Here is a 25,736-nt window from a genome sequence, read left to right on the forward strand (position 1 = left end):
AATCTGTGTGAGCACTGCAAAGGCAGGTTCTTTAAGGTAAGGAGGTGATCCAACCGCAGGTTCCCCTACGGTTACCTTGTTACGACTTCACCCCAGTCATGAATCACAAAGTGGTAAGCGCCCTCCCGAAGGTTAAGCTACCTACTTCTTTTGCAACCCACTCCCATGGTGTGACGGGCGGTGTGTACAAGGCCCGGGAACGTATTCACCGTGGCATTCTGATCCACGATTACTAGCGATTCCGACTTCATGGAGTCGAGTTGCAGACTCCAATCCGGACTACGACGCACTTTATGAGGTCCGCTTGCTCTCGCGAGGTCGCTTCTCTTTGTATGCGCCATTGTAGCACGTGTGTAGCCCTACTCGTAAGGGCCATGATGACTTGACGTCATCCCCACCTTCCTCCAGTTTATCACTGGCAGTCTCCTTTGAGTTCCCGGCCTAACCGCTGGCAACAAAGGATAAGGGTTGCGCTCGTTGCGGGACTTAACCCAACATTTCACAACACGAGCTGACGACAGCCATGCAGCACCTGTCTCAGAGTTCCCGAAGGCACCAAAGCATCTCTGCTAAGTTCTCTGGATGTCAAGAGTAGGTAAGGTTCTTCGCGTTGCATCGAATTAAACCACATGCTCCACCGCTTGTGCGGGCCCCCGTCAATTCATTTGAGTTTTAACCTTGCGGCCGTACTCCCCAGGCGGTCGACTTAACGCGTTAGCTCCGGAAGCCACGCCTCAAGGGCACAACCTCCAAGTCGACATCGTTTACGGCGTGGACTACCAGGGTATCTAATCCTGTTTGCTCCCCACGCTTTCGCACCTGAGCGTCAGTCTTTGTCCAGGGGGCCGCCTTCGCCACCGGTATTCCTCCAGATCTCTACGCATTTCACCGCTACACCTGGAATTCTACCCCCCTCTACAAGACTCTAGCCTGCCAGTTTCGAATGCAGTTCCCAGGTTGAGCCCGGGGATTTCACATCCGACTTGACAGACCGCCTGCGTGCGCTTTACGCCCAGTAATTCCGATTAACGCTTGCACCCTCCGTATTACCGCGGCTGCTGGCACGGAGTTAGCCGGTGCTTCTTCTGCGGGTAACGTCAATCGACAAGGTTATTAACCTTATCGCCTTCCTCCCCGCTGAAAGTACTTTACAACCCGAAGGCCTTCTTCATACACGCGGCATGGCTGCATCAGGCTTGCGCCCATTGTGCAATATTCCCCACTGCTGCCTCCCGTAGGAGTCTGGACCGTGTCTCAGTTCCAGTGTGGCTGGTCATCCTCTCAGACCAGCTAGGGATCGTCGCCTAGGTGAGCCGTTACCCCACCTACTAGCTAATCCCATCTGGGCACATCTGATGGCAAGAGGCCCGAAGGTCCCCCTCTTTGGTCTTGCGACATTATGCGGTATTAGCTACCGTTTCCAGTAGTTATCCCCCTCCATCAGGCAGTTTCCCAGACATTACTCACCCGTCCGCCACTCGTCACCCGAGAGCAAGCTCTCTGTGCTACCGTTCGACTTGCATGTGTTAGGCCTGCCGCCAGCGTTCAATCTGAGCCATGATCAAACTCTTCAATTTAAGTTTGATGCTCGTGAATTAAACTTCGTAATGAATTACGTATGTTCACTCAGAGACTTGGTATTCATTTTTCGTCCGAGGACGTTAAGAATCCATGTCACTTTGAGTGCCCACACAGATTGTCTGATAAATTGTTAAAGAGCAGTGCCGCTTCGTTTTCGCTGCGGCGCGGGGTGTGCATATTACGCTTTCCCGCTTCAGAGTCAAGCGTTTATTTCGCTTTTCTCTGCTGACCCGGCGGCGTGTGTGCCGTTGTTCCGTGTCAGTGGAGGCGCATTATAGGGAGTTATTCTGAAGTGACAAGCACAAAATACAAAAAACTTTTCGTTCGCTCACTTTTCAAACTTAACGCTTATTTAAGTCGCGAATCGCCCGCTAAATGGGCAATTTCCCGCGCAAAACTGGCCACCTGCGACCAGTCGGTATAAACCACTTCTTTACGCGTATCGGTTTCGCCACCCGTCATCTTCATTATCAGGCGGATCATGAAGCGGTCATACCAGCGGTAGCGAGGATAGCGTAGCGCACCGGCAAAGACGGCGCACAGGTCTGGCTGCCACGGCGAGCCGAGCAAAAATTTGCGCGTGTAGCTGTTGGTCTGCGGCGTACGCTTCTCAGCTTTACGGGCAACCAGATTGACCGAGTAAAACGCGCCCGGCAATGTGTTGAGTACCGCCGTATGCTTTTTCACAAAGCGATCTAACGCCGGATGGAAGTGTCCGTAACGAATGGAGGCGCCAATCACCACGCGATCGTACTCCTGCCAGGCAATCTCCTCCGCGCGATTCAGGTTTACCACGTCCGAGTATATCCCCAGCTCTTTTAATTCCGATGCCAGATAAGCGGCAATCTCACGCGTTTGTCCGTCTCGCGTAGAGAAAAGAATCAGTGTTTTCATCAACGGCTCCTTATTCGCGCCAGAATGTTGGGGTGAACAGCACCAGCAGCGTAAAGACCTCAAGACGACCAAACAGCATATTGGCAATAAGGATCCATTTCGCAACCGGGTTCATGCTGGCAAAGTTATCCGCCACAACCCCCAGGCCAGGCCCGAGGTTGTTCAGTGTTGCGACGACGGACGCAAAGGCGGAGAAATCATCCACTCCCGTCGCGATGATCGCCAGCATGCTGACGATAAAGACCAGCGCATACGCCGAGAAGAACCCCCACACCGCTTCGAGGATACGTTCCGGTAGCGCGCGGTTCCCCAGCTTAATGCTGTAGACCGCATTCGGGTGGACCAGGCGCTTCAGCTCACGGTTCCCCTGCTTGAACAGGAGCAGAATACGAATCACCTTCAGACCACCGCCCGTCGACCCGGCGCAGCCGCCGATAAACGCGGAGCACAGCAGAAGTACCGGCAGGAACAGCGGCCAGCGCGCGATGCTGTCCGTGGTAAACCCGGCGGTCGTCGCCATCGACACCACCTGGAAAAACGCCTGATTGAGCGTGGTCAGCGCCGAGTTGTAAACATCATGGAACCACAGCACCAGGGTGCAGATGACGACCAGGGTAAGCTGGACGCCAATGAACATGCGAAACTCAGGATCGCGCCAGTACACCTTCAGGCTACGTCCGCTCAGTAAAGAGAAGTGCAGGCCGTAGTTACAGCCGGAGATCAGCAGGAAAATCGCAATGATGGTGTTAATCGTTGGGCTGTCGAAGTACCCCACGCTGGCATCGTGAGTGGAGAACCCGCCAATGGCAATCGTCGCGAAGCTGTGCCCGATAGCATCGAAGGCAGGCATCCCGGCAAACCACAGCGCCAGCGCGCAGGCTACCGTCAGCAAAACATAAATCAGCCACAGGGTTTTCGCCGTCTCGGCAATACGCGGGCGCATCTTATTATCTTTCAGCGGCCCCGGCATTTCAGCCCTGTACAGCTGCATCCCCCCGACGCCCAGAATCGGCAGGATGGCCACCGCCAGGACGATGATCCCCATCCCCCCGAACCACTGCAGCATCTGGCGATAAAAGAGAATAGCGTGGGGTAACGAATCCAGCCCCACCAGCGTCGTCGCACCAGTGGTCGTTAAACCAGAAAACGATTCAAAAAAGGCATCCGTGATGCTGAGGTTAGGCTGCTCAGAGAAGATAAAGGGCAGCGAACCGACGCTTCCCAGCACCGTCCAGAACAGGACCACAATCAGAAAGCCTTCGCGAGATTTCAGCTCACCTTTCTGACGACGGTTCGGCCACCACAGCAGCGAGCCGATCGCCAGCGCGACAAAGAAGGTCTGGGTAAAAGCCCGCCCCGCGCCGTCCCGGTAGATAAGCGCCACCAGTCCAGGGAGAATCATCGTCCCCGAAAAGAGTATGACCAGCAGTCCAACGATTCGGGTTATGGCACGAAAATGCATCTCTGCCGCTTCCTTTGGTATTCAAAAAGTGAGGTGGGGATTATTCTTCAATCGGCAGCAATTGCAACGAACCGCGACTGAAATCAGCCAGTTTTGCTGAAAAAGCAGCCAGTTCTGCCTGAGGAAGCGCCACGCGTAATTGCACCATTGCCTGGTAATCACTGTGCGCAATCACGCCGTTAAATTGTTTGAGCAGTGTTTCAATGCCCGATAGCTGAGCGTAATCGCACAATAAAGTATATTCGGTGAGCGGCGTTTTGCGGGTGGCCGTCAGGATATTCAGTGCCTGCTGCACTCCACCGCCATACGCTTTAACCAGCCCGCCCGTGCCCAACAGGATGCCGCCGTAGTAGCGCACCACCACGGCGGTAATTTCACCCACGCCGCTACCCATCAGCTGGGAGAGCATGGGTTTACCGGCTGTGCCCGCCGGTTCACCGTCGTCGGAAAAACCGAGCTGTTGCGAATCGTCCGGTGGCCCTGCCACCCACGCCACGCAGTGGTGACGTGCGTCAGGGTGCTCCGCGCGAACGGACTCGACAAACGCTTTCGCCGCCTCTACGCCGTCGGTGTGCGCCAGCAGCGTAATAAAGCGGCTTTTCTTGATTTCCTCAACAAAGGTGACCGGTTCAGCCGGTATCAGCCAGCTTTCCATCAGGCCAGCTTCAGGTCTCGCGTCATATTCTCGATACCGTTCTCGTGAACCACCACGTTATCTTCGATACGAATGCCGCCAAACGGTTTCAGCGCGTCGATTTTTTCCCAGTTGAAGTGCTTGCTGAACTGCCCTTCACGCCACGGCGCCAGCAGGGATTCAATAAAGTAGATCCCCGGCTCGATGGTCAATACCATGCGCGGCTCAAGAATACGGGTGCAGCGCAGGTAAGGATATTTAGACGGTGCCGCCAGGTGCGTGCCGGTATCATCCTGCATGAAGCCCGCAACGTCGTGAACCTGCAGGCCCAGCGGGTGGCCGATACCGTGCGGCATGAATGGTCCAGTCAGGTCGTTTTCGACCATCGCCTCTTCGCTCATGTCTTTCACAATCTGATGCTTACGCAGCAGTTTGGCAATGCGCTGATGGAACTGGATGTGGTAATCCACGTAGCTGGTTCCGGCCTTCATGGTGCCAATCAATGCCAGCTGTTCGTCGTTTACGTCCTTAATAAGCTGCGCAAAATCGGTATCCGCATTCGCCGCCCAGGTGCGGGTCAGATCGGCCGCATAGCCGTTGTACTCTGCGCCTGCGTCCAGCAGGAAGCTGCGCATCTCAGACGGAACCTGATGATCCAGTTTGGTGTAGTGGAGAACAGACGCATGCTCATTCAGCGCGACGATGTTGCTGTACGGTACGTCGGTGTCACGATGACCGGTTGCGGTCAGGTAGGCCAGGTTGATATCGAACTCGCTCATGCCTGACTGGAACGCTTCGTGCGCGGCGCGGTGACCATTCACCGCCGTTTTTTGCGCTTCACGCATGCAGTAGAGTTCATAGTCGGTTTTATACGCGCGGTAATAGTGCAGGTAATCCAGCACGCCTTTCGGATTGAGTTTGTCTGCCGGAATATCCAGACCGAGCGCACGTTCAGGTACAGGGCCAATGTAGCCGATGTTGCCGCGCGCAGCTGGCAGCTGGCTGCCAATGCCGTCCGCTTTTGGCAGGGCGATCACCTCAATTTCTTCGGTCCAGAAAGAGGTCGGCAGCGGTTCGACGTTGTGCCAGTAATCAACCGGCAGGTAGAACCACAGTTTCGGCTTGTTCACGCCGTCCACCAGCAGCCAGCAATTCGGAACCTGTGTCACCGGCACCCAGGCTTTTAACTGCGGGTTAACCTTAAACGGATAGGCGTGGTCATCAAGAAAAGTATTCATCAGCTCGCCGGAGTGGATCAGAAGAGCATCCAGCTTGAAGCGGGCCAGTACATCGCGGGTACGTTCCTGTAGGGTAACGATATGATTTTTATAAAGCGAAGCCAGTGAGTCCATCATTCTTCCTTTCGTTTTTTTGACCTCAAGTCATCGCATCTTAGCACACCTCACTCCGGCTGCGTGATTTCCACCGACCGTGATCAACGCAGCAATTTCTTAATGAGTAATTTGCATTTTATTAACATAAATTCCACACTCCGTCTCATCTGGTATGACCAGATCCACTTGCTGGATTCAGGAGACTGACATGCTTTACAAAGGCGACACCCTGTACCTCAACTGGCTGGAAGATGGCATTGCCGAACTGGTGTTCGATGCCCCCGGCTCAGTGAATAAGCTTGATACCGCGACGGTGGCCAGTCTTGGCCAGGCGCTGGAAGTACTTGAAAAGCAATCTGAATTAAAAGGGCTGCTGCTGCGTTCGAACAAAGCGGCCTTTATTGTCGGTGCCGATATCACCGAATTTCTTTCGCTGTTCCAGGTTCCGGAAGAACAGCTGAGCCAGTGGCTGCACTTTGCCAACAGCGTCTTTAATCGTCTGGAAGATCTGCCTGTTCCAACGATCTCTGCCGTGAACGGCTACGCGCTGGGTGGCGGCTGCGAGTGCGTGCTGGCGACCGACTACCGTCTGGCGACGCCGGACCTGCGTATCGGCCTGCCGGAAACCAAGCTGGGCATCATGCCGGGCTTTGGCGGTTCCGTGCGTATGCCGCGCATGCTGGGCGCCGATAGCGCCCTGGAAATCATTGCCGCTGGTAAAGACGTGGGTGCAGAACAGGCGCAGAAAATCGGCCTGGTCGACGGCGTCGTGAAACCAGAGAAGCTGGTTGAAGGTGCACTCGCCATTCTGCGTCAGGCGATTAACGGTGATCTGGACTGGAAAGCCAAACGTCAGCCGAAGCTGGAGCCGTTAAAGCTCAGCAAGATTGAAGCCACCATGAGCTTCACCATCGCCAAAGGCATGGTGATGCAGACGGCGGGTAAACACTACCCGGCGCCAATCACGGCGGTGAAAACCATTGAAGCGGCAGCCCGCTTTGGCCGCGACGAAGCCCTGAAGCTGGAAAACCAGAGCTTTGTTCCGCTGGCGCACACCAATGAAGCCCGCGCGCTGGTTGGTATCTTCCTCAACGATCAGTTCGTGAAGGGCAAAGCCAAACAGCTGACCAAAAACGTTGAGACGCCAAAACACGCGGCGGTACTCGGCGCCGGTATTATGGGCGGCGGCATCGCTTACCAGTCGGCCTGGAAAGGCGTGCCGGTAGTGATGAAAGACATCAACGAGAAATCCCTGACGCTGGGCATGACCGAAGCGGCCAAGCTGCTGAACAAACAGCTTGAGCGCGGCAAAATTGACGGGCTGAAGCTCGCAGGCGTGATCTCCACCATCCAGCCCGTGCTGGAATACAGCGGTTTTGATCGTGTCGACGTGGTGGTCGAAGCCGTCGTCGAGAACCCGAAGGTCAAAAAAGCGGTGCTGGCGGAAACGGAAGACAAGGTTCGCCCGGATACCGTGCTGGCCTCTAACACCTCCACCATTCCAATCAGCGAACTGGCGAGCGTGCTGAAGCGTCCGGAAAACTTCTGCGGTATGCACTTCTTCAACCCGGTACATCGTATGCCGCTGGTCGAAGTGATCCGCGGGGAAAAAACCTCTGACGAAACCATCGCTAAAGTCGTGGCGTGGGCAAGCAAGATGGGTAAAACGCCGATCGTCGTTAATGACTGCCCAGGCTTCTTTGTGAACCGCGTGCTGTTCCCGTACTTCGCCGGCTTCAGCCAACTGCTGCGCGACGGCGCGGACTTCCGCAAAATCGACAAAGTAATGGAAAAACAGTTCGGCTGGCCGATGGGCCCGGCGTATCTGCTAGACGTCGTCGGCATTGATACCGCCCACCACGCGCAGGCCGTCATGGCGGCGGGCTTCCCGCAGCGCATGCAGAAAGACTATCGCGACGCTATTGACGCGCTGTTTGACGCCAACCGCTTCGGTCAGAAAAACGGTCTGGGCTTCTGGCGTTATAAAGAAGACAGCAAAGGCAAACCGAAGAAAGAAGAAGATGCGGCGGTGGATGGCCTGCTGGCCGAGGTATGCCAGCCGAAACGCGACTTCACCGACGACGAAATTATTGCCCGCATGATGATTCCTATGATCAACGAAGTGGTCCGTTGCCTGGAAGAAGGCATTATCGCCAGCCCGGCAGAAGCGGATATGGCGTTGGTATATGGCCTGGGCTTCCCTCCGTTCCACGGCGGCGCGTTCCGCTGGCTGGATACGCTCGGCAGCGCCCGCTATCTCGATATGGCGCAGCAGTATCAGCACCTCGGTCCGCTTTATGAAGTGCCGGAAGGGCTGCGTAACAAAGCGCGCCATAACGAACCCTACTATCCAGCAGTTGAGCCAGCCCGTCCGGTTGGCGCGCTGAAAACGGCTTAAGGAGTCACAATGGAAAAGGTTGTCATTGTTGATGCGATTCGCACCCCGATGGGCCGTTCAAAAGGCGGTGCGTTCCGTAACGTGCGCGCGGAAGACCTCTCCGCGCACCTGATGCGTAGCCTGCTGGCGCGTAACCCCGCGCTGGACCCAGCAGCGCTCGACGATATCTACTGGGGCTGCGTGCAGCAAACGCTGGAGCAGGGCTTCAACATCGCCCGCAACGCGTCGCTGCTGGCGGAGATCCCGCATTCGGTTCCGGCCGTTACCGTCAACCGCCTGTGCGGTTCGTCGATGCAGGCCCTGCACGACGCAGCGCGCATGATCATGACCGGCGATGCGCAGGCCTGTCTGGTCGGCGGCGTTGAACACATGGGCCATGTGCCGATGAGCCACGGGGTCGATTTCCATCCGGGCATGAGCCGCAACGTGGCGAAAGCCGCAGGCATGATGGGCCTTACCGCCGAGATGCTCTCCCGCCTGCACGGCATCAGTCGTGAAATGCAGGATGCTTTTGCCGCGCGCTCTCACGCCCGCGCCTGGGCCGCCACGCAGTCCGGTGCCTTCAAGAATGAGATCATCCCGACCGGGGGCCACGATGCAGACGGCGTACTGAAGCAGTTCAGCTACGACGAAGTCATTCGTCCGGAAACGACGGTCGAAGCGCTTTCTACCCTGCGTCCGGCATTTGATCCGGTCACCGGTACGGTAACGGCAGGGACGTCGTCGGCGCTGTCCGACGGTGCCGCCGCGATGCTGGTGATGAGCGAAAGCCGCGCCCGCGAATTGGGCCTGACGCCACGCGCTCGCGTGCGTTCGATGGCGGTGGTGGGCTGCGATCCTTCAATCATGGGTTACGGCCCGGTTCCGGCCTCGAAGCTGGCGCTGAAAAAAGCGGGCTTAACTGCCAGCGATATCGATCTGTTCGAGATGAACGAAGCGTTTGCCGCGCAGATCCTGCCGTGCATTAAAGATCTGGGGCTGATGGAGCAGATCGACGAGAAGATTAACCTCAACGGCGGCGCGATCGCCCTCGGTCACCCGCTGGGCTGTTCCGGGGCGCGTATCAGCACGACGCTGATTAACCTGATGGAACGCAAAGATGCCCAGTTTGGTCTGGCAACGATGTGTATCGGCCTGGGTCAGGGTATCGCGACGGTGTTTGAGAGAGTGTAAGTAAGGAAAAGTATCTCAAAGCCAATGACGTCAGAACAAGGCGGCAAGCGAGCGAATCCCGATGAGCTTACATTAGTAAGTGATTCGGGTGAACGAGCGCAGCCAACGCAGTTATGGCGTCATTGGCGAAGAGAGACAGTTTAGTTGCCGTTCTTCCCGCCTGTCAGGGGCGGGTTTTTTATTTAAATGAAGGCAAACGCATCGCCAAACAGGCGATCTTCACGCGCATCGCGTTCGTTACAGAACAGGTCGCGGGCAATTTTCGCCATCTCGAAACGGCCTGCAATGTAGATATCATGTCCCGCCAGCGTGCCGTGATCCTGCAGTACCGCCGTCAGCACCGTCCCGCTACGTCCACGCCAGCCCTCTTCCGGCTGCTCGACCACTGGCTCAATGCGCAGGTTAGGATGGTTAACGCTCAGCGCTTCCAGTTCAGACAGGTCGTACAGGTGCTTCTCTTCACGGCCGCCCCAGTAGATGGTGATGTCACGGTCTGGATTACGCGCCAGCGCGGTCAACAGAATAGAGCGCACATAGGAGAAGCCCGTACCGCCCGCGATCAGAATCAGCGGACGGTCTTCGTCATCACGCAACCACGCATCGCCGTGAGGAATGTCGACCACAATCTCACGCTCTTTCAGGATGCGGTCCATCACGGCCATCGCGTACAGGTTAAGCTCAGACGCACCAATATGCAGCTCAATAAATTCCTGCTCTGCTGGCGTAGAGGCCATAGAGAAAGGACGCTTATCACGCTCATCCATCACCACCATCAGGTACTGGCCGGCACGGAATGAGAATGCCGCTTCAGGAACCAAACGGACGCGATATACGGTGTCGGTAATAGCATCAACCGACGTCACTTTACAGCTTAAGGTTGTCATTCGCTCTCTCTGTCGGGAAGTCTATAGGGCTTAACGGTCAGCTCAGGGTTTACCGTTATTCATTATGGCCAGTTCGTCCCAGATCGCGTCAATTCGCGCGGTCACAGCAGGATCTTTTTTGATCGGGCGACCCCATTCACGGTCGGTTTCGCCAGGCCATTTATTTGTGGCATCCAGTCCCATCTTTGAGCCAAGACCGGAAACCGGCGAGGCAAAATCCAGATAATCTATCGGCGTATTTTCGACTAACACCGTATCACGCGCAGGATCCATTCGCGTGGTTATCGCCCAGATAACGTCGTTCCAGTCACGGGCGTTAACGTCATCATCGCAGACAATAACAAATTTGGTATACATAAACTGGCGCAGGAAAGACCATACGCCCATCATCACGCGTTTAGCATGTCCGGGATACTGCTTCTTCATCGTGACCACCGCCATGCGATACGAGCATCCTTCAGGCGGCAGATAAAAATCAACGATTTCCGGGAACTGCTTTTGCAGGATCGGCACAAATACTTCGTTCAGCGCCACGCCGAGCACCGCCGGTTCATCCGGTGGGCGGCCAGTATAGGTGGAGTGATAAATCGCATCTTCACGCTGAGTAACATGCGTGACGGTAAACACCGGGAAGTTATCCACTTCGTTGTAATAGCCGGTGTGGTCGCCGTATGGACCTTCTGGCGCCATTTCACCCTGCTCAATGTAACCTTCCAGCACAATTTCGGCGCTGGCCGGCACTTCGAGATCGTTGGAGATACACTTCACGACCTCGGTTTTAGTCCCGCGCAGCAGGCCAGCAAACGCATATTCAGAGAGCGTATCCGGTACGGGCGTGACCGCCCCCAGAATGGTGGCCGGATCGGCACCTAACGCGACAGACACCGGGAACCGTTCACCCGGATGTGCAGCACACCACTCCTGGAAATCCAGCGCGCCGCCGCGGTGCGACAGCCAGCGCATGATGAGCTTATTCTTGCCAATCAGCTGCTGGCGATAAATACCTAGGTTTTGCCGCTCTTTATGCGGTCCGCGCGTCACGGTGAGGCCCCAGGTGATCAGCGGCGCAGCATCTTCAGGCCAGCACTGCATGATAGGGATTTTGGTGAGATCCACCGCATCGCCTTCCAGCACTTTCTGCTGACACGGCGCGCCGCGCAGGCGTTTGGTGGGCATGTTCAACACCTGCTTAAACTGCGGCAGCTTATCGAACAGATCGCGGAAACCTTTCGGTGGCTCAGGCTCTTTCAGAAATGCCAGCAGTTTCCCCACTTCACGCAGCGCGGTAACGTCTTCTTGTCCCATTCCCAGCGCGACACGACGCGGGGTGCCAAACAGGTTGCACAGCACCGGCATTGAGTAACCTTTTGGATTTTCAAACAGTAATGCAGGGCCACCGGCACGTAGGGTGCGGTCAGCAATTTCTGTCATTTCCAGATAAGGATCAACAGGAAGTGTAATGCGTTTCAGTTCACCCTGCTTTTCCAGCAGCGTCAGGAAGTCGCGGAGATCGTGGTATTTCATGCAGTTAGTCATGGCCTCTCTGTAAGCGCTTCATTATACGGCGTAAGCCTGCTTGATGCTGTAATTTTGTTAAATTAGCGTGAACTTATCCGCTGTGTTCGAATTTCCCCCATTATAATCAACTTAGCGATCCCTCCAGGGTTTTGATATGCTTGCGCCCCGAACTAAGGGAAAGAGTGATTATGCAGGCCTGGTATTTACTGTATTGCAAACGCGGGCAACTTCAGCGCGCGCAGGAACATCTTGAACGTCAGTCTGTAAATTGTCTGACACCCGTGATCACGCTTGAAAAAATGCAGCGCGGGAAGCGCACAACCGTCAGTGAGCCTTTATTCCCGAACTATCTGTTCGTGGAGTTCGACCCTGAGGTGATCCACACCACTACCATCAGCGCAACGCGCGGCGTCAGCCACTTCGTTCGTTTTGGTGCCCACCCGGCAACCGTTCCGTCGACCGTCATTCATCAGCTGTCTGTTTATCAACAGCCTGAAGGGATCACCGACCCGGAAACCCCTTACGCGGGCGATAGCGTCGTCATTACCGAAGGCGCATTCGAAGGCCTGCAGGCGATTTTCGCCGAGCCGGACGGTGAAGCGCGCTCCATGCTGTTGCTCAATCTGCTGAACAAGCAGGTGCTGCAGAGCGTGAAAAACACCGACTTCCGCAAAGTTTAAACGTTTATCCCGAACAGGCGACGCACGTTGTCATCCGTCTGCGCGGAAAGCCAGTGCGGATCCTCTCCGCGCCAGTGCGCTACGCGCTCAACAATGTGCCCCAGCAAGGCGGGCTCGTTTCGCCGCGATGCCGGTTTGGGCTTCATATCTCGCGGCAGCAGGTATGGCGCATCGGTTTCAAGAAGCAAACGGTCTGCCGGGATTATCGGCAGCAGCTCGCGAAGCTCAAGCCCGCGGCGCTCATCACACACCCAACCGGTGATCCCCAGATACAAACCGCGGTTCAGGCAATCCAGCGCTTCCTGGCGAGACCCGGTGAAGCAGTGGAGCACTGCGCCGGTCAGTTTATCCAGCCACGGGTCCAGCAGTGCGAGAAAACGTTCATGCGCATCGCGACAGTGCATAAAGACGGGCATTTCAAGCTCTGCCGCCAGCGCAAGCTGGGCAGTGAACGCCTTTTCCTGTTCTTCAGGCGTGGAGAAGTTGCGGTTAAAATCGAGCCCGCACTCGCCAATAGCCACCACCTCTGCCGTTTTTGCCAGCGTGCGCAGGGTTTCTGCGCTCTCCGCCGTCCACTGGCTGCTGTCATGAGGGTGGACGCCGGCGGTTGACCAGCAGTGTTGATAGCGTTGCGCCAGCAGTAGCGCCTGCTCGCTCTCATGCAGGTTGGTCCCGGTCAGGAGCAGCCCTTTTACGCCAGCCTCAAAAGCACGCGCAACCACCTCGTCACGATCTTTCGCAAACTGCGAGCTGGTCAGGTTGAGTCCGATATCAAACATGCGATTCCCCATAGAACAACCGCCCTGACGGGCGGCTGGTTTTACTCTTCAGTGGTCTTTTCGGACGCATCGTCTTCATCGTCCGACCGGCGTCCTTTTCCCACGTAGAAACGCGAGAAGAATACGCCAACCTCAAACAGGCAGTACATCGGTATTGCCAGCAACGTTTGTGAGAAGACGTCCGGCGGCGTCAACAGCATGCCGACTACGAAGGCGCCCACCAGAATATAGGGACGCTTCTTACGCAGGTCATCAGGGGTGGTTACCCCAACCCAGCAGAGCAGCACAATGGCCACCGGCACTTCAAACGCCACACCGAACGCCATAAACAGCGCCATCACAAAGCTGAGGTAGCTGGCGATATCCGTCGATACCTGAACCCCTTCCGGCGCGGTATGCGTCAGGAAGCCAAAGGCCAGCGGGAAGACAACGAAGTAGGCAAACGCCATGCCGATATAGAACAGCAGCGAACTGGAGACCAGCAGCGGGATCACCAGTTTACGTTCGTGCCTGTACAGTGCTGGCGCCACAAATGCCCATACCTGATAAAGGATGACGGGTGCAGACGCAATCAACGACACCCAGAAGGTGAGCTTAATCGGAGTGAAAAACGGTGATGCAACGTCTGTTGCAATCATCGTTGCCCCCAGCGGCATCTGCTTGATCAGCGGCGCAGAAACCACCTGATAAATATCGTTGGCGAAATAGACCAGGCACAGGAATATGAGGAATACCGCAATAATGCAGTTTAACAGGCGCTTACGCAGCTCAATCAGGTGCGTAATAAGCGGTTGAGTATCATCTACTGCCATAGTTACGCTTTATCACTCGACGAGGGGGATGATTCGGAAACGGGCGCGGCGGGTTTCGCTTCAGCCGCTTTTACCACCGGCTCTTCCGGCTGCGCCTGTTTTTTCAGTTCAGTTTCCTGCGGCGTTTGTTCAGGCGCTGCGGCCTGGTGCTCCGCACTCGCTGGCGTCACGCCCTCACGCTGCGCTTCGCTGTCCTTCACCACCGGGTTATGAATAGTGTTCGCTTCATCGCTCGCTTTTTCAGGATCGTTAACGCTGTAAGAGCGCTTCATGGATTCCGCCGCTTCGCGCAGCTCATCCATTGAGGCTTTCAGTTCAGGCGTCAGGTTATCCATGCTCGCCTTCTCAACCTTTTTCAGGCTTTCCTGAAACTCCTGCAGCTTAAGTTCCTGCGCCAGCTCGTTCTGAACGGTCGAAGCCAGCGATCTTAGCGCTCGAACCCAGCCCACGACGGTTTTCACCGCTACCGGCAGACGCTGCGGCCCCAGCACGATCAGACCAATCACAAAGACCAGCAGCAGCTCACTAAAACCAATGTCGAACACGACTTACACCTGCTCTTTATCGTGGCGTTTAGCGTCTTCCTTTTTGGCATCTTCCTGCTTATCGGAGATGGATTTAGCAGTAAAGTCAGCGTCCTGGCTGGTTTTATCCTGCTTGCTCTCATCATCGCTCATTGCTTTCTTGAAGCCTTTGATAGACGCGCCCAGATCGGAACCAATAGAACCGAGCTTTTTGGTGCCAAACAGCAGCACAACGATGACGGCAATAATGACTAATTGCCAGATACTGATACCACCCATACATATTCCTCAGGGATAGATGATTAATTGGTCAGGTCGCATTATACGTATGCGACCTGTCGATGGCGATGCAAACTCAGCGCGTTTTTCTCCATCCTGCAAGCCAGACAACAACCCCGCCAGCCATCAGCCAGGCGGGCATCATCTGCCAGTCAGGACGGTTGATCAGCAGCAACGTACCGCTCAGCAGCAGCGTTGCGCCAATGCCAAAGAGGTAGCGTGACTGTCCCTGGCGCACACGGCTGGACTGAAGCTCGCGGGCGATTTTATCCATGCTGTGCTGAAGATTCTTGCTCTGACGCAAACTGTCGTAAACCAGTTCAGGAATTTCAGGCATTTTTTCGATCCAGAACGGTCCTTTCTCTTTCAGCGAACGCACCAGCGCTGGAAGGCCAACCTGATCCTTAATCCAGGATTCCAGGAAAGGTTTAGCCGTCTTCCACAAGTCTAACTGAGGATAGAGTTGTCGACCTACACCCTCAACGTAAAGTAATGTTTTCTGAAGTAAAACTAACTGTGGCTGAACTTCCATATTAAAGCGGCGGGCCGTATTGAACAGGTTTAACAGCACGTGTCCAAAAGAGATCTCTGCCAGCGGTTTTTCAAAAATCGGTTCGCAAACGGTACGGATAGCAAACTCGAACTCTTCGACGTTGGTGTCTGGCGGAACCCAGCCGGAATCCACATGCAGCTCGGCCACCTTACGGTAGTCGCGGTTGAAGAAAGCGATGAAGTTCTCAGCCAGATAACGTTTATCTTCTTTATTCAGCGAGCCCACAATTCCGCAGTCGATACCGATGTATTTCGGATCCTCAGGATGCTCATAGCTCACGAAGATATTGCCCGGATGCATGTCCGCATGGAAAAAACTGTCGCGGAATACCTGGGTAAAGAAGACCTGCACGCCACGTTCGGCCAGCAGCTTCATGTTCGTTCCCTGCTTCTCCAGGGCCACCACATCCGAAACCGGAATACCGTAGATGCGCTCCATGACCATCATGTTCTGGCTGCAATAGTCTGAATAGACTTCAGGCACGTAGAGCATCGGGCTGTTTTCAAAATTGCGGCGCAGCTGAATGGCGTTTGCCGATTCACGCAGCAGATTAAGCTCATCAATCAGCGTTTTTTCATATTCCCGCACCACTTCCATCGGGCGCAGTCGACGGCCGTCCGGCAGCAGACGCGGAACCCAGCGCGCCAGACGATAAATTAGCTTCATGTCGGCTTTGATAATCGGCAGGATATCCGGGCGGATCACCTTGATCACCACCTCTTTGCCGTTCTCTTTCAGACGCGCAGTGTGCACCTGAGCGATAGAAGCCGACGCCAGCGGTTCTATTTCGAAATCGTCAAACCAGGTTTCAACGGGAAGGTTACCCATCGCCTCCTCGATCTGTTTCTTCGCTCTCACCCCGTCAAACGGGGCGACACGGTCCTGCAGCATCGCCAGTTCATCGGCAATGTGCGGCGGGAAGAGATCGCGGCGAGTTGAGAGCATCTGTCCGAACTTAATCCATACCGGGCCGAGCTCCTGCAGTGCCAGACGCAGGCGTTCACCCAGCGGCTGACCTTTATGGCGATTTGGCATCCAGAACAGCGTCCGCCGCCAGATCCTGAGCGGCAGCGTGATACGCATTTTGGGGATGAGCTCGTCGAGCCCGTAACTCAAAAAGGTGTGGATGATAAAATAGAGGCGCCGAATTTCACCAGGCGTCATTTGCCCTCCAGTTTTTCCAGCCGTTTGCTTAGGGCATCAACCGCACGTTCAACCGCGGCCGTCTCTTCTGCGAACCACGCAACTTCCAGCGGCCCGGGCGCCATGCGCCACTCTTCGGTCAGCACTTCTGCGGCATAACGCTGTTGGCGTTGCAGATTTTTGCGCAGGAACGCCGTGCCGCCATGAATAACTTTCCCGATCCCTTCAGCGGCGATGTCGCCAATAAAAGGCGCCAGCAGCTCTGCCGGGTCAAACTCAGCCAGATCGCTGAGCGCAACGAAGTTCTGCACGACCTGGATGTCGCCTTCCACTTCCAGCTCACCGCTGCGGATAAGCGCCGTTAATTGCTGGCGATCGCGCAGTTTTGGCAGCACGCTCATATGGGTAATGACCGAGCAATCAGCTTCACCTTCCCACTCACCCAGAACGTCAAGCTGACGTTCGCTGAAAACCAGCACGAGCGGCGTCGAGAACTCTTTTAACACAATGCGCAGTACCTTCCCGTTTAGCCTCTGACGTGCGGCTTTCAGCGCCGGAGCGCGATACAGGAAGGCATTCAGCACATTCTCGATGCCTGCGGTGACTAAGGGTTTAAAGGGCACGGGACACCTCCACTCAGAATTTGTAACCGCGATGCAGCGCGACGACACCCGCCGTCATGTTGAAGTACTCAACGTTCTCAAATTCCGCATCCTGCATCATGGCTTTTAAGGTGTCCTGATCCGGATGCATGCGAATTGATTCCGCCAGATAGCGATAGCTTTCCGCGTCGTTTGCCACCAGTTCGCCAATACGCGGCAGCACGTGGAAGGAATATGCGTCGTAGGCTTTGCTCAGCGGGTCGATAATCGGTTTAGAGAACTCGAGCACCAGCAGGCGTCCACCCGGCTTCAGCACGCGGTACATGGAGCGCAGCGCTTTTTCTTTATCAGTGACGTTACGCAGACCGAAGGAAATCGTGATGCAGTCAAAAGTATTGTCCGGGAACGGCAGCGCTTCGGCGTTGGCCTGCACGTATTCCACGTTACCCACCACGCCGATGTTACGCAGCTTTTCGCGTCCCATTTTAAGCATGGAGTCATTAATATCAGCCAGTACAACGCGACCGGTTTCGCCCACCAGACGGGAGAATTTCGCCGTCAGATCGCCCGTACCGCCAGCCAGATCGAGAACCGTTTGTCCACGACGCACACCGCTGCAGTCGATGGTGAAGCGCTTCCACAAGCGATGAATGCCGAACGACATCAAGTCATTCATCACATCGTACTTCGCCGCCACGGAATGAAATACGTGGGCCACCATGTCAGCTTTCTGCGCTTTGGCTACAGTCTGAAAGCCAAAGTGCGTCGTGTCTTGTGAATCGTCAACCATTTCAGAGCCTGCTAATCAGTCAAATGTTCGTGAAGTGTAACAGATTGGGCGCAATTGCCCTACGATTCAACCACCGCGAAAGAAACGCGCTGGCTGCTCGTCTGGCGATAAATCCGGCGCTAAATCGTTGTCCTGGCTGGGTGAATTTTGTTCATCCCCGCCCTCACGCAGTCGGAACTCTTCGTCCTGGGCTGTCGCCTGTTCGACCAATTCCGGATTAATCTCGCGTTTAACCTCCACTCCCAGGCTGCGGAATGCTTCAGCCTGCGCAAGCAGGTTGCCACGCCCGGAGGAGAGCTTTTTCATCGCCTGGCGGTAGTTATCCTGCGCACGATCCAGGCTTTGCCCGACGGAGGACATGTCGTCCACGAAGAGGCGCATTTTGTCGTACAGCTTGCTGGCGCGGTCGGCAATCTGCTGCGCGTTACGGCTCTGGTGCTCATAGCGCCACAGGTTAGCAATGGTGCGTAAGGCCACCAGCAGCGTGGTGGGGCTGACCAGCATAATGTTATTTTTCAGCGCTTCGGTGATCAGTTCGGGCTGTCTGTCGAGCGCCAGCAAAAACGCGGGTTCGACCGGGATAAACATCAGCACGTAGTCCAGCGAGCGCAGCCCCGGCAGCTGCTGATAATCTTTTCTGCCCAGCAGGCGAATATGGTTACGCACGGAGGCAATGTGCTCCTGCAGCGCCGATTCGCGCGTATAGTCATCTTCAGCGTTGAAGTAGCGCTCATAGGCCACCAGCGTCATTTTGGCGTCAATGACCACATCTTTGCCCTGCGGCAGACGCATAATCACATCCGGCTGCATTCGCGAGCGGGCATCGTTTTCGATACTCACCTGCGTTTCGTATTCATACCCTTCCCGCAGGCCAGAGGCCTCCAGCACGCGGGTGAGCACCACTTCCCCCCAGTTACCCTGGGTTTTGTTATCGCCTTTCAGCGCCCGCGTCAGGTTGACCGCCTCCTGCGCCATCTGGGCATTCAGCTGTTGAAGATTGCGGATCTCATGCGCCAGCGTGTGGCGTTCGCGGGCTTCCTGACCAAAGCTGTCCTGTACCTGACGGCGAAAGCCGTCCAGCTGTTCGCGCAGCGGCGTCAGCAGGCTGTTCAGGCTCTGGCGATTTTGCTCATCAACGCGGCGGTTGCTGTGCTCGAAAATACGGTTGGCGAGGTTCTCGAACTGCTCGCTGAGGCGCTGCTCGCTGTTGATCATCTGGCGGATTTTGTCTTCGGCATGCAGCTGGGTGGATTCAAGGCGGGTAGTCACTTCACGGAGATCGGCCTCCAGCGAGGTGTTGATGTCGCGCAGGTTACGCAGTTCGTTATTGAGCAGTTCACACTCGTCGCGCCAGTGGTCGCTTAGGGCAAGCTGCTGTTTTGCGGCGCTTAAATCGGCGACGATCTCTTCGCGTTCAGCCAACTGCTCGGCCTTCTGCTGTGCATGCTGATAGCTGGATATCAGCCAGCCTATCGCCACGCCAGCCAGCGCAATTACCGCATAAATCAGGATTGAGATATCCACAACGCCCCCTGCATCAACGTATTACCCGCACAAAATAAGATTGTGCTGTATAAACGTCCAGTTTGAAAGGGTTTTCCTGCGAGGCGCTACGCAAAAAATAAAGGCCGAACGCGTCGGCCTTTTATCTCAGAGAGGAGGACTAGATCAGGCGGCGAGCCGCTTCAACCACGATTTTCACCGCGTGACTTTCTGTCTGCTTCATGGTTTCGGCGTTCGGGATCTCCTGCTGGGTGCGGTTGACGATAACGCCCGCCACCATACCGGCACGCAGACCCTGGCTTGCGCACATGGTCAGCAGCGTTGCGGATTCCATCTCGTAGTTCATCACGCCCATAGACTGCCACTCTTCCATTGAGCCTTTGAAGCGGCTCACTACGCGGCCTGAGAAGGTGTCGTAACGCTCCTGGCCCGGATAGAAGGTATCAGAAGAGGCAGTTACGCCCACGTGAGTGGTTGCACCCACGGATTTCGCCGCTTCAACCAGCGCGGTGGTGCACTCGAAGTCAGCCACTGCCGGGAATTCCATCGGTGCAAAGTGCAGGCTTGCGCCGTCCAGACGCACGGAAGCGGTCGTCACCAGCACGTCGCCGACGTTAATGTGCGGCTGAATCGCGCCGGTGGTGCCGATACGCAGGAAAGTACGAATGCCCAGCTGCGCCAGCTCTTCCACGGCAATAGAGGTAGACGGGCCACCGATACCGGTAGAGCACACAATCACCGCTTTGCCATCCAGCTCTGCGCGCCAGGTGGTGAATTCACGATGGGCAGCCAGCTTGACCGGCTTATCCATCAGCGCGGCGATCTTTTCCACACGCTCTGGGTCGCCAGGGACGATAGCGAGCGTAGCCCCTTGTAAATCGTTTTTAGTGAGGCCGAGATGAAAAACATCAGACTTAGACATAGGTGACTCCTCTGTGGGTCGGTTAGTCAGAAGAAGTAAAACGGTACTTTACAGAAGCGGTAAGCATAATTTCGTGACACATCTCACCATGAATGAAAATGATTGCATTGAATTTCCATCAAAAAGTGATTCACATCACATTAACAAGTTATATCGTCGGGTGCTGCACAAAAGATAGACCGTTTAAGGCACTGTGAGTTGTTAACCTGGTGTCTATATTTACCTTTGCGCTAACTCATTGGTACGGAGAATGCCATGACTGAAAAAACCGGATTTGCACCTGCTGCGGCTCCGCATGCTTCAACTATCGTCTCAACCTCAGAAGAGGCCATTACGGCAGGCGAGACCTCCATCCCCTCTCAGGGGGAAAATATGCCTGCATATCACGCGCGGCCAAAGTCAGCAGACGGCCCGCTGCCCATCGTGATTGTGGTTCAGGAGATTTTCGGCGTTCACGAACATATTCGCGACCTCTGCCGCCGCCTGGCGCTGGAGGGTTATCTGGCCGTTGCGCCAGAGCTCTACTTCCGTCAGGGCGATCCGAATGACTACAGTGATATCCCGACGCTGTTCAGCAACCTGGTCAGCAAAGTGCCGGACGCGCAGGTGCTGGCAGACCTCGACCACGTCGCCAGCTGGGCGGCGCGCAACGGCGGCGACCCGCACCGCTTAATGGTCACCGGTTTCTGCTGGGGTGGACGCATTAGCTGGCTGTATGCCGCGCATAACCCGCAGCTGAAAGCCGCCGTTGCCTGGTACGGCAAACTGGTGGGCGAAAAGACGCTGAACTCACCGAAGCATCCGGTTGATATCGCTACCGATCTCAATGCCCCGGTGTTAGGGCTATATGGTGGCCAGGATACCGGCATTCCGCTTGATACCGTCGAGACGATGCGCCACGCGCTGCGGGCGGCGAACGCGAAGGCCGAAATCGTGGTGTATCCCGATGCCGGACACGCGTTTAATGCCGATTATCGTCCGAGCTATCACGCGGAATCCGCGAAAGATGGCTGGCAGAGAATGCTGGCATGGTTTAGCCAGTACGGTGGGAAGAAAGCATAAAAAAAGCCCGGGGGCTACTGCGCCTTACCGGGCCTGCGCGTCATCAAGCCTGACGTAAGTTCTGCGCCGCCTTCACCATGTTGGCGAGCGCCGCACGCGTCTCCGGCCAGCCGCGGGTTTTCAGGCCGCAGTCCGGGTTTACCCACAGGCGTTCTTGCGGGATGCGCTGAGCGGCTTTTTTAAGCAGCGCCTCAATCCACTCCACGCTCGGCACGTTCGGGGAGTGAATGTCGTACACGCCCGGCCCAATTTCGTTCGGGTAGTCGAACTCTTCAAACGACTCCAGCAGCTCCATGTCTGAACGCGAGGTCTCGATGGTGATCACGTCTGCATCCAGCGCGGCAATCGAATCCATGATGTCATTAAATTCGCAGTAACACATATGGGTGTGGATCTGGGTGTCGTCCTTCGCCACTGCGGCGTTGATGCGGAATGCTTCCACGCCCCACTGCAGGTAAGCATCCCAGTCGCTGCGGCGCAGCGGCAAACCTTCGCGCAGCGCCGGTTCGTCAATCTGGATGATGCCAATCCCCGCCGCCTCCAGATCCGCCACTTCATCACGCAGCGCCAGGGCGATCTGTTTGGCGATGGTTTCACGGGTCACGTCTTCGCGCGGGAACGACCAGCAGAGAATGGTCACCGGGCCGGTCAGCATGCCTTTTACCGGCTTGTCGGTCAGGGACTGGGCGTACTTCGCCCACTCCACCGTGATCGGTTCCGGACGGCTGACGTCGCCAATGACCACCGGCGGCTTCACGCAGCGGGAGCCGTAGCTCTGCACCCAGCCGTTCTGGGTAAAGACGAAGCCGTCCAGGTGTTCACCGAAGTATTCCACCATGTCGTTACGCTCGGCTTCGCCGTGTACCAGCACGTCCAGCCCGAGGCGTTCCTGCTCGATAATCGCCTGCTTGATGTGTTCCGCAATGCCGGTGCGGTAATGATTCGCGTCCAGATTGCCCTTTTTGAAGTCCAGACGCAGGCCGCGGATCTCGGTAGTTTGCGGGAATGAACCGATGGTCGTGGTCGGCCACGCGGGAAGATTGAAGCGGGCGCGCTGGGCTTCGGCACGTACCTCGTACGGGCTCTGACGCTGGCTGTCCCGGGCGGTGATGGCCGCCAGACGTTTTTCTACCGCCGGGTTGTGCACGCGAGCCGAGTGACGACGCGCCTGAATCGGTGCGCTCCAGTCGGTAATCGCCGCCGTATCGCCGCTGTTAAGCGCATCGCGCAGCAGTGCCAGCTCTTCACATTTTTGCAGGGCGAAGGCAAACCAGCTTTTCACTTCAGGGTCGAGACGGGTCTCCACGCTCAGATCGATCGGGCTATGCAGCAGCGAGCAGGATGATGCCACCCATAGCTCGCGTTTGCCGACGATGTCTTTAATTTGGGCGTATTTCTCGGTCAGATCGGCGCGCCAGACGTTACGGCCGTTGACCAGACCGGCGGAGAGCAACCACTCCTCAGGCAGGCGCTTGTGCAGCTCTGCGACATCGTCCTTACCGTGAACCAGGTCAACGTGCAGGCCCTGAACCGGCAGCGCGGTGATAGCGTCGAGGTTCGGCGTCACGCCCTCGAAATAGGTGGTCAGCAGCAGCTTCACCTGGCCGGTGAGCGCGTCATACGCCGGTTTGAAGGCATCGAGCCACTCCTGCGGCAGCTCCAGCACCAGCGCGGGTTCGTCGATTTGCACCCACTGAATGCCGCGCTTGCCCAGCTCAATCAGCACCTGCTTATAGACCGGCAGAATATCGTTCAGCAGGCTGAGGCGGTCAAATTGTTCGCCCTTCACTTTACCCAGCCACAGGTAGGTTACCGGCCCCAGCAATACGGGCTTCACCTGGTGGCCCAGCGCCAGTGCTTCATCCACTTCGTCCAGAAGCTGCGTCCAGGTCAGCGTAAACTGCTGACCTTTGACGAACTCCGGCACCATATAGTGATAGTTGGTGTTAAACCACTTGGTCATTTCCGCCGCTGCCGCTGGCTCACCCGTTGGCGCGCGGCCACGGCCGATGCGGAACAGGGTGTCGATATCCACCGATCCATCTTTGTTCTGATGACGAGCCGGCACGTTGCCCAGCAGCAGGCTGGTCGTCAGAACATGGTCGTACCAGGCGAAATCGCCCACCGGCAGCAGGTCAATACCCGCCTGTTTTTGCTGATCCCAGTGACGGGCGCGCAGCTCCCGCCCCACCGCCAGGAGTTCTTCACGGGTGGCGTTGCCCGCCCAGTAGCTTTCTTGCGCTTTTTTCAGCTCGCGACGCAGGCCAACGCGAGGAAAACCGAGAGTGTGAGTGCGGATTGTCATGGTATGCCCCTTGTGAAATTTGTTATTTAGACGTCCAGATGTTTACACATCTATAATTGGCAGGTACTGTATATTCCTCAAGCGCAAAATGTTCATGGCGGAGTGAAGGACTTTCATGATCGAGATTAAACACCTGAAAACGCTACAAGCGTTGCGGAACTGCGGTTCGCTCGCGGCGGCGGCGGCCACGCTGCACCAGACCCAGTCCGCCCTTTCTCACCAGTTCAGCGATCTGGAACAACGCCTCGGATTTCGTCTTTTTGTGCGTAAGAGCCAGCCTTTGCGCTTTACGCCGCAGGGTGAAATTCTTCTTCAACTGGCGAATCAGGTACTGCCGCAGATCGCCAGCGCGCTGCAGGCGTGTAACGAGCCGCAGCAGACCAAACTGCGGATCGCCATTGAGTGCCACAGCTGTATTCAGTGGCTGACCCCCGCGCTTGAGAACTTTCGCCAGAAGTGGCCGCAGGTGGAGATGGACTTTAAATCCGGCGTGACGTTCGACCCGCAGCCCTCGCTCCAGCAGGGCGAGCTGGATCTGGTGATGACGTCCGACATCCTGCCGCGCAGCGGCCTGCACTATTCGCCGATGTTCGATTTTGAGGTGCGTCTGGTGCTGGCGCCGGACCATCCGCTGGCGGCCAAAACGCGCATTACGCCGGAAGATCTGGCGACAGAAACGCTGCTGATTTACCCGGTTCAGCGCAGCCGCCTGGATATCTGGCGTCATTTCCTGCAGCCGGCAGGCATCAGCCCGCAGCTGAAAAGCGTGGATAACACCCTGCTGCTGATCCAGATGGTGGCGGCCAGCATGGGTATCGCGGCGCTGCCGCACTGGGTGGTGGAGAGCTTTGAACGCCAGGGTCTGGTGGTCACCAAAACCCTGGGGGAAGGACTGTGGAGCCGGCTGTACGCCGCCGTGCGCGACGGCGAGCAGCGTCAGCCGGTTACGGAGGCGTTTATTCGCTCAGCGCGGAACCACGCGTGCGACCATCTTCCGTTTGTGCGGAGCGCGGAGCGACCCAGCGGCGATGGACCCACAGTGAAGCCAGGATCACCGCCCCCCCAATAAGGAAGCTCGGCCAGTGCGGCTGTTCCTGCCAGATGGCAAGGTTCACCAGCAGCCCCGCCGGGACGTGCACGTTGTTCATGATCCCCAGCGTACCGGCGTCTACCTGCGTAGCGCCGTAGTTCCACATAAAGTACCCCAGCCCCGACGCCACCACGCCCAGCCAGACCAGAACGCTCCACTGGACGGTGGTGGTCGGCAGCTTTTGCGGGTTGCCGAGCATAAACCACGCCGCCACCGCGACGATCGCCGCGCCCATATAGAACCACGCAAACGCGTTGTGCTGCGGCATCGGGCGGGTTTCCATCAGGCGCTTATAGCCCACCATACCAATGGCAAAGCTGATGTTGGCAAGCTGGACGAACATCAGCCCTGTCCAGAAGTGATCGCTCACTTTGTCGTAGCGAATGATCGCCGCGCCAATAACCGCCAGCGCGGCGCTTAGCAGATATCCCCAGCGCAGGCGGCGCCTGCTGAGCAGATCGTAAATCAGCGTGATATAGAGCGGCGTCAGCACGGTAAAAAGCAGAAATTCGGAGACGGACAGGTAGACGTAAGCCCGGAAGCTGAACAGATACATGATGCCAAGCTGCATCGCCCCCACCAGCATGTACAGCAGAATGGTTTTCAGCGATTGCCCGCGCGTGCGCAGGAACGGCAGGAACACCAGCGCCGCCAGCCCGACGCGCATCAGCACCGAGAAGTAGCTGTCGACCGAACCGGCAAGGTATTCGCCAATCAGGCTAAAGGAGAAGGCCCACAGGATAGTGGTGATAATGAGTAGCGCCACAATGCTTGTCTCTCAGAAAGAAGGACAGGCATTGTAGCGAACTCTTTA

At 56.4% G+C, this 25,736-nt stretch carries 22 protein-coding genes and 1 rRNA gene; 5 read left to right on the forward strand and 18 right to left on the reverse strand.

Going from position 1 to position 25,736, the window contains the following annotated elements:
• Positions 1-37: 37 nt before the first annotated feature.
• From DG357_RS21655 to pepQ, 5 genes are all read right to left on the reverse strand, one after another.
• Positions 38-1,577: ribosomal RNA gene (locus DG357_RS21655) — 16S ribosomal RNA — on the reverse strand.
• A gap of 352 nt (positions 1,578-1,929) precedes the next feature.
• A complete protein-coding gene (gene hemG / locus DG357_RS21660; protein WP_028014767.1) occupies positions 1,930-2,475 on the reverse strand; it encodes a menaquinone-dependent protoporphyrinogen IX dehydrogenase in 546 nt (181 codons plus the stop codon).
• A 10-nt stretch (positions 2,476-2,485) separates the two neighbouring features.
• A complete protein-coding gene (gene trkH / locus DG357_RS21665; RefSeq protein ID WP_013099227.1) occupies positions 2,486-3,937 on the reverse strand; it encodes a Trk system potassium transporter TrkH in 1,452 nt (483 codons plus the stop codon).
• A 40-nt stretch (positions 3,938-3,977) separates the two neighbouring features.
• Positions 3,978-4,592, reverse strand: coding sequence for an IMPACT family protein (locus tag DG357_RS21670; RefSeq protein WP_088204712.1), 615 nt, complete (start codon positions 4,590-4,592; stop codon positions 3,978-3,980).
• On the reverse strand, positions 4,592-5,923 hold the full coding sequence (gene pepQ, locus DG357_RS21675) for a Xaa-Pro dipeptidase (protein ID WP_088204711.1): 1,332 nt from the start codon (positions 5,921-5,923) through the stop codon (positions 4,592-4,594). Before pepQ ends, DG357_RS21670 begins: the two co-directional genes overlap by 1 nt.
• A gap of 190 nt (positions 5,924-6,113) precedes the next feature.
• On the opposite strand from pepQ, the gene fadB reads away from it, so the two are divergent.
• Together fadB and fadA are read left to right on the forward strand one after the other, a co-directional pair.
• Positions 6,114-8,303, forward strand: a complete 2,190-nt coding sequence (gene fadB, locus DG357_RS21685) for a fatty acid oxidation complex subunit alpha FadB (RefSeq protein ID WP_088204710.1) — start codon at positions 6,114-6,116, stop codon at positions 8,301-8,303.
• Positions 8,304-8,312: 9 nt separating this feature from the next.
• Positions 8,313-9,476 carry an acetyl-CoA C-acyltransferase FadA gene (gene fadA, locus DG357_RS21690; protein ID WP_008501515.1) on the forward strand — a complete coding sequence of 388 codons (1,164 nt, stop codon included), beginning with the start codon at positions 8,313-8,315 and terminating at the stop codon, positions 9,474-9,476.
• A 182-nt stretch (positions 9,477-9,658) separates the two neighbouring features.
• Here fadA and fre read toward each other — a convergent pair whose 3' ends face one another.
• Together fre and ubiD are read right to left on the reverse strand one after the other, a co-directional pair.
• Positions 9,659-10,360 carry an NAD(P)H-flavin reductase gene (gene fre, locus DG357_RS21695; protein ID WP_028014772.1) on the reverse strand — a complete coding sequence of 234 codons (702 nt, stop codon included), beginning with the start codon at positions 10,358-10,360 and terminating at the stop codon, positions 9,659-9,661.
• Between the two features lie 42 nt (positions 10,361-10,402).
• A complete protein-coding gene (ubiD, locus tag DG357_RS21700; RefSeq protein ID WP_028014773.1) occupies positions 10,403-11,896 on the reverse strand; it encodes a 4-hydroxy-3-polyprenylbenzoate decarboxylase in 1,494 nt (497 codons plus the stop codon).
• A 170-nt stretch (positions 11,897-12,066) separates the two neighbouring features.
• Between ubiD and rfaH the strand changes: the two genes are divergently transcribed.
• The gene (rfaH, locus tag DG357_RS21705) at positions 12,067-12,558 is read left to right on the forward strand and encodes a transcription/translation regulatory transformer protein RfaH (RefSeq protein WP_020882871.1); all 492 of its coding nucleotides are present in this window, start codon (positions 12,067-12,069) and stop codon (positions 12,556-12,558) included.
• On the opposite strand, the gene tatD is transcribed toward rfaH, so the two are convergent.
• The 9 genes from tatD to udp all read right to left on the reverse strand — a co-directional run bounded on the left by tatD (position 12,555) and on the right by udp (position 20,465).
• Positions 12,555-13,337 carry a 3'-5' ssDNA/RNA exonuclease TatD gene (gene tatD / locus DG357_RS21710; protein ID WP_088204709.1) on the reverse strand — a complete coding sequence of 261 codons (783 nt, stop codon included), beginning with the start codon at positions 13,335-13,337 and terminating at the stop codon, positions 12,555-12,557. The genes rfaH and tatD overlap by 4 nt on opposite strands.
• A 41-nt stretch (positions 13,338-13,378) precedes the next feature.
• Positions 13,379-14,149: a Sec-independent protein translocase subunit TatC gene (tatC, locus tag DG357_RS21715; protein WP_028014775.1), complete on the reverse strand. Its 771-nt coding sequence runs from the start codon at positions 14,147-14,149 to the stop codon at positions 13,379-13,381.
• 2 nt (positions 14,150-14,151) lie between these two features.
• Positions 14,152-14,694: a Sec-independent protein translocase protein TatB gene (tatB, locus tag DG357_RS21720; RefSeq protein ID WP_028014776.1), complete on the reverse strand. Its 543-nt coding sequence runs from the start codon at positions 14,692-14,694 to the stop codon at positions 14,152-14,154.
• Between the two features lie 3 nt (positions 14,695-14,697).
• Positions 14,698-14,952: a Sec-independent protein translocase subunit TatA gene (tatA, locus tag DG357_RS21725; RefSeq protein ID WP_013099238.1), complete on the reverse strand. Its 255-nt coding sequence runs from the start codon at positions 14,950-14,952 to the stop codon at positions 14,698-14,700.
• Between the two features lie 76 nt (positions 14,953-15,028).
• A complete protein-coding gene (ubiB, locus tag DG357_RS21730) occupies positions 15,029-16,669 on the reverse strand; it encodes a ubiquinone biosynthesis regulatory protein kinase UbiB (protein WP_028014777.1) in 1,641 nt (546 codons plus the stop codon).
• Positions 16,666-17,271, reverse strand: a complete 606-nt coding sequence (gene ubiJ, locus DG357_RS21735) for a ubiquinone biosynthesis protein UbiJ (RefSeq protein WP_028014778.1) — start codon at positions 17,269-17,271, stop codon at positions 16,666-16,668. Before ubiJ ends, ubiB begins: the two co-directional genes overlap by 4 nt.
• A 13-nt stretch (positions 17,272-17,284) precedes the next feature.
• On the reverse strand, positions 17,285-18,040 hold the full coding sequence (gene ubiE, locus DG357_RS21740; protein ID WP_028014779.1) for a bifunctional demethylmenaquinone methyltransferase/2-methoxy-6-polyprenyl-1,4-benzoquinol methylase UbiE: 756 nt from the start codon (positions 18,038-18,040) through the stop codon (positions 17,285-17,287).
• A gap of 66 nt (positions 18,041-18,106) precedes the next feature.
• Positions 18,107-19,564, reverse strand: a complete 1,458-nt coding sequence (rmuC, locus tag DG357_RS21745; RefSeq protein ID WP_088204708.1) for a DNA recombination protein RmuC — start codon at positions 19,562-19,564, stop codon at positions 18,107-18,109.
• Between the two features lie 139 nt (positions 19,565-19,703).
• Positions 19,704-20,465: a uridine phosphorylase gene (gene udp / locus DG357_RS21750; protein WP_003860792.1), complete on the reverse strand. Its 762-nt coding sequence runs from the start codon at positions 20,463-20,465 to the stop codon at positions 19,704-19,706.
• 255 nt (positions 20,466-20,720) lie between these two features.
• On the opposite strand from udp, the gene DG357_RS21755 reads away from it, so the two are divergent.
• On the forward strand, positions 20,721-21,527 hold the full coding sequence (locus DG357_RS21755; RefSeq protein ID WP_047366706.1) for a dienelactone hydrolase family protein: 807 nt from the start codon (positions 20,721-20,723) through the stop codon (positions 21,525-21,527).
• 43 nt (positions 21,528-21,570) lie between these two features.
• Here DG357_RS21755 and metE read toward each other — a convergent pair whose 3' ends face one another.
• On the reverse strand, positions 21,571-23,832 hold the full coding sequence (gene metE / locus DG357_RS21760; RefSeq protein WP_088204707.1) for a 5-methyltetrahydropteroyltriglutamate--homocysteine S-methyltransferase: 2,262 nt from the start codon (positions 23,830-23,832) through the stop codon (positions 21,571-21,573).
• A gap of 115 nt (positions 23,833-23,947) precedes the next feature.
• On the opposite strand from metE, the gene metR reads away from it, so the two are divergent.
• Positions 23,948-24,901, forward strand: a complete 954-nt coding sequence (metR, locus tag DG357_RS21765; protein ID WP_028014783.1) for an HTH-type transcriptional regulator MetR — start codon at positions 23,948-23,950, stop codon at positions 24,899-24,901.
• On the opposite strand, the gene DG357_RS21770 is transcribed toward metR, so the two are convergent.
• Positions 24,789-25,688, reverse strand: coding sequence for a carboxylate/amino acid/amine transporter (locus tag DG357_RS21770; RefSeq protein WP_032644934.1), 900 nt, complete (start codon positions 25,686-25,688; stop codon positions 24,789-24,791). The genes metR and DG357_RS21770 overlap by 113 nt on opposite strands.
• Positions 25,689-25,736 lie beyond the last annotated feature (48 nt).

The sequence above is a fragment of the Enterobacter bugandensis genome (genome assembly GCF_900324475.1).
Lineage (GTDB): Bacteria > Pseudomonadota > Gammaproteobacteria > Enterobacterales > Enterobacteriaceae > Enterobacter > Enterobacter bugandensis.

Bases quoted from the DNA above. Each gene is read 5' to 3' on its own strand.
- hemG (WP_028014767.1), bottom strand. From the start codon at position 2,475: ATGAAAACACTGATTCTTTTCTCTACGCGAGACGGACAAACGCGTGAG.
- trkH (WP_013099227.1), bottom strand. From the start codon at position 3,937: ATGCATTTTCGTGCCATAACCCGAATCGTTGGACTGCTGGTCATACTC.
- DG357_RS21670 (WP_088204712.1), bottom strand. From the start codon at position 4,592: ATGGAAAGCTGGCTGATACCGGCTGAACCGGTCACCTTTGTTGAGGAA.
- pepQ (WP_088204711.1), bottom strand. From the start codon at position 5,923: ATGGACTCACTGGCTTCGCTTTATAAAAATCATATCGTTACCCTACAG.
- fadB (WP_088204710.1), top strand. From the start codon at position 6,114: ATGCTTTACAAAGGCGACACCCTGTACCTCAACTGGCTGGAAGATGGC.
- fadA (WP_008501515.1), top strand. From the start codon at position 8,313: ATGGAAAAGGTTGTCATTGTTGATGCGATTCGCACCCCGATGGGCCGT.
- fre (WP_028014772.1), bottom strand. From the start codon at position 10,360: ATGACAACCTTAAGCTGTAAAGTGACGTCGGTTGATGCTATTACCGAC.
- ubiD (WP_028014773.1), bottom strand. From the start codon at position 11,896: ATGACTAACTGCATGAAATACCACGATCTCCGCGACTTCCTGACGCTG.
- rfaH (WP_020882871.1), top strand. From the start codon at position 12,067: ATGCAGGCCTGGTATTTACTGTATTGCAAACGCGGGCAACTTCAGCGC.
- tatD (WP_088204709.1), bottom strand. From the start codon at position 13,337: ATGTTTGATATCGGACTCAACCTGACCAGCTCGCAGTTTGCGAAAGAT.
- tatC (WP_028014775.1), bottom strand. From the start codon at position 14,149: ATGGCAGTAGATGATACTCAACCGCTTATTACGCACCTGATTGAGCTG.
- tatA (WP_013099238.1), bottom strand. From the start codon at position 14,952: ATGGGTGGTATCAGTATCTGGCAATTAGTCATTATTGCCGTCATCGTT.
- ubiB (WP_028014777.1), bottom strand. From the start codon at position 16,669: ATGACGCCTGGTGAAATTCGGCGCCTCTATTTTATCATCCACACCTTT.
- ubiE (WP_028014779.1), bottom strand. From the start codon at position 18,040: ATGGTTGACGATTCACAAGACACGACGCACTTTGGCTTTCAGACTGTA.
- udp (WP_003860792.1), bottom strand. From the start codon at position 20,465: ATGTCTAAGTCTGATGTTTTTCATCTCGGCCTCACTAAAAACGATTTA.
- DG357_RS21755 (WP_047366706.1), top strand. From the start codon at position 20,721: ATGACTGAAAAAACCGGATTTGCACCTGCTGCGGCTCCGCATGCTTCA.
- metE (WP_088204707.1), bottom strand. From the start codon at position 23,832: ATGACAATCCGCACTCACACTCTCGGTTTTCCTCGCGTTGGCCTGCGT.
- metR (WP_028014783.1), top strand. From the start codon at position 23,948: ATGATCGAGATTAAACACCTGAAAACGCTACAAGCGTTGCGGAACTGC.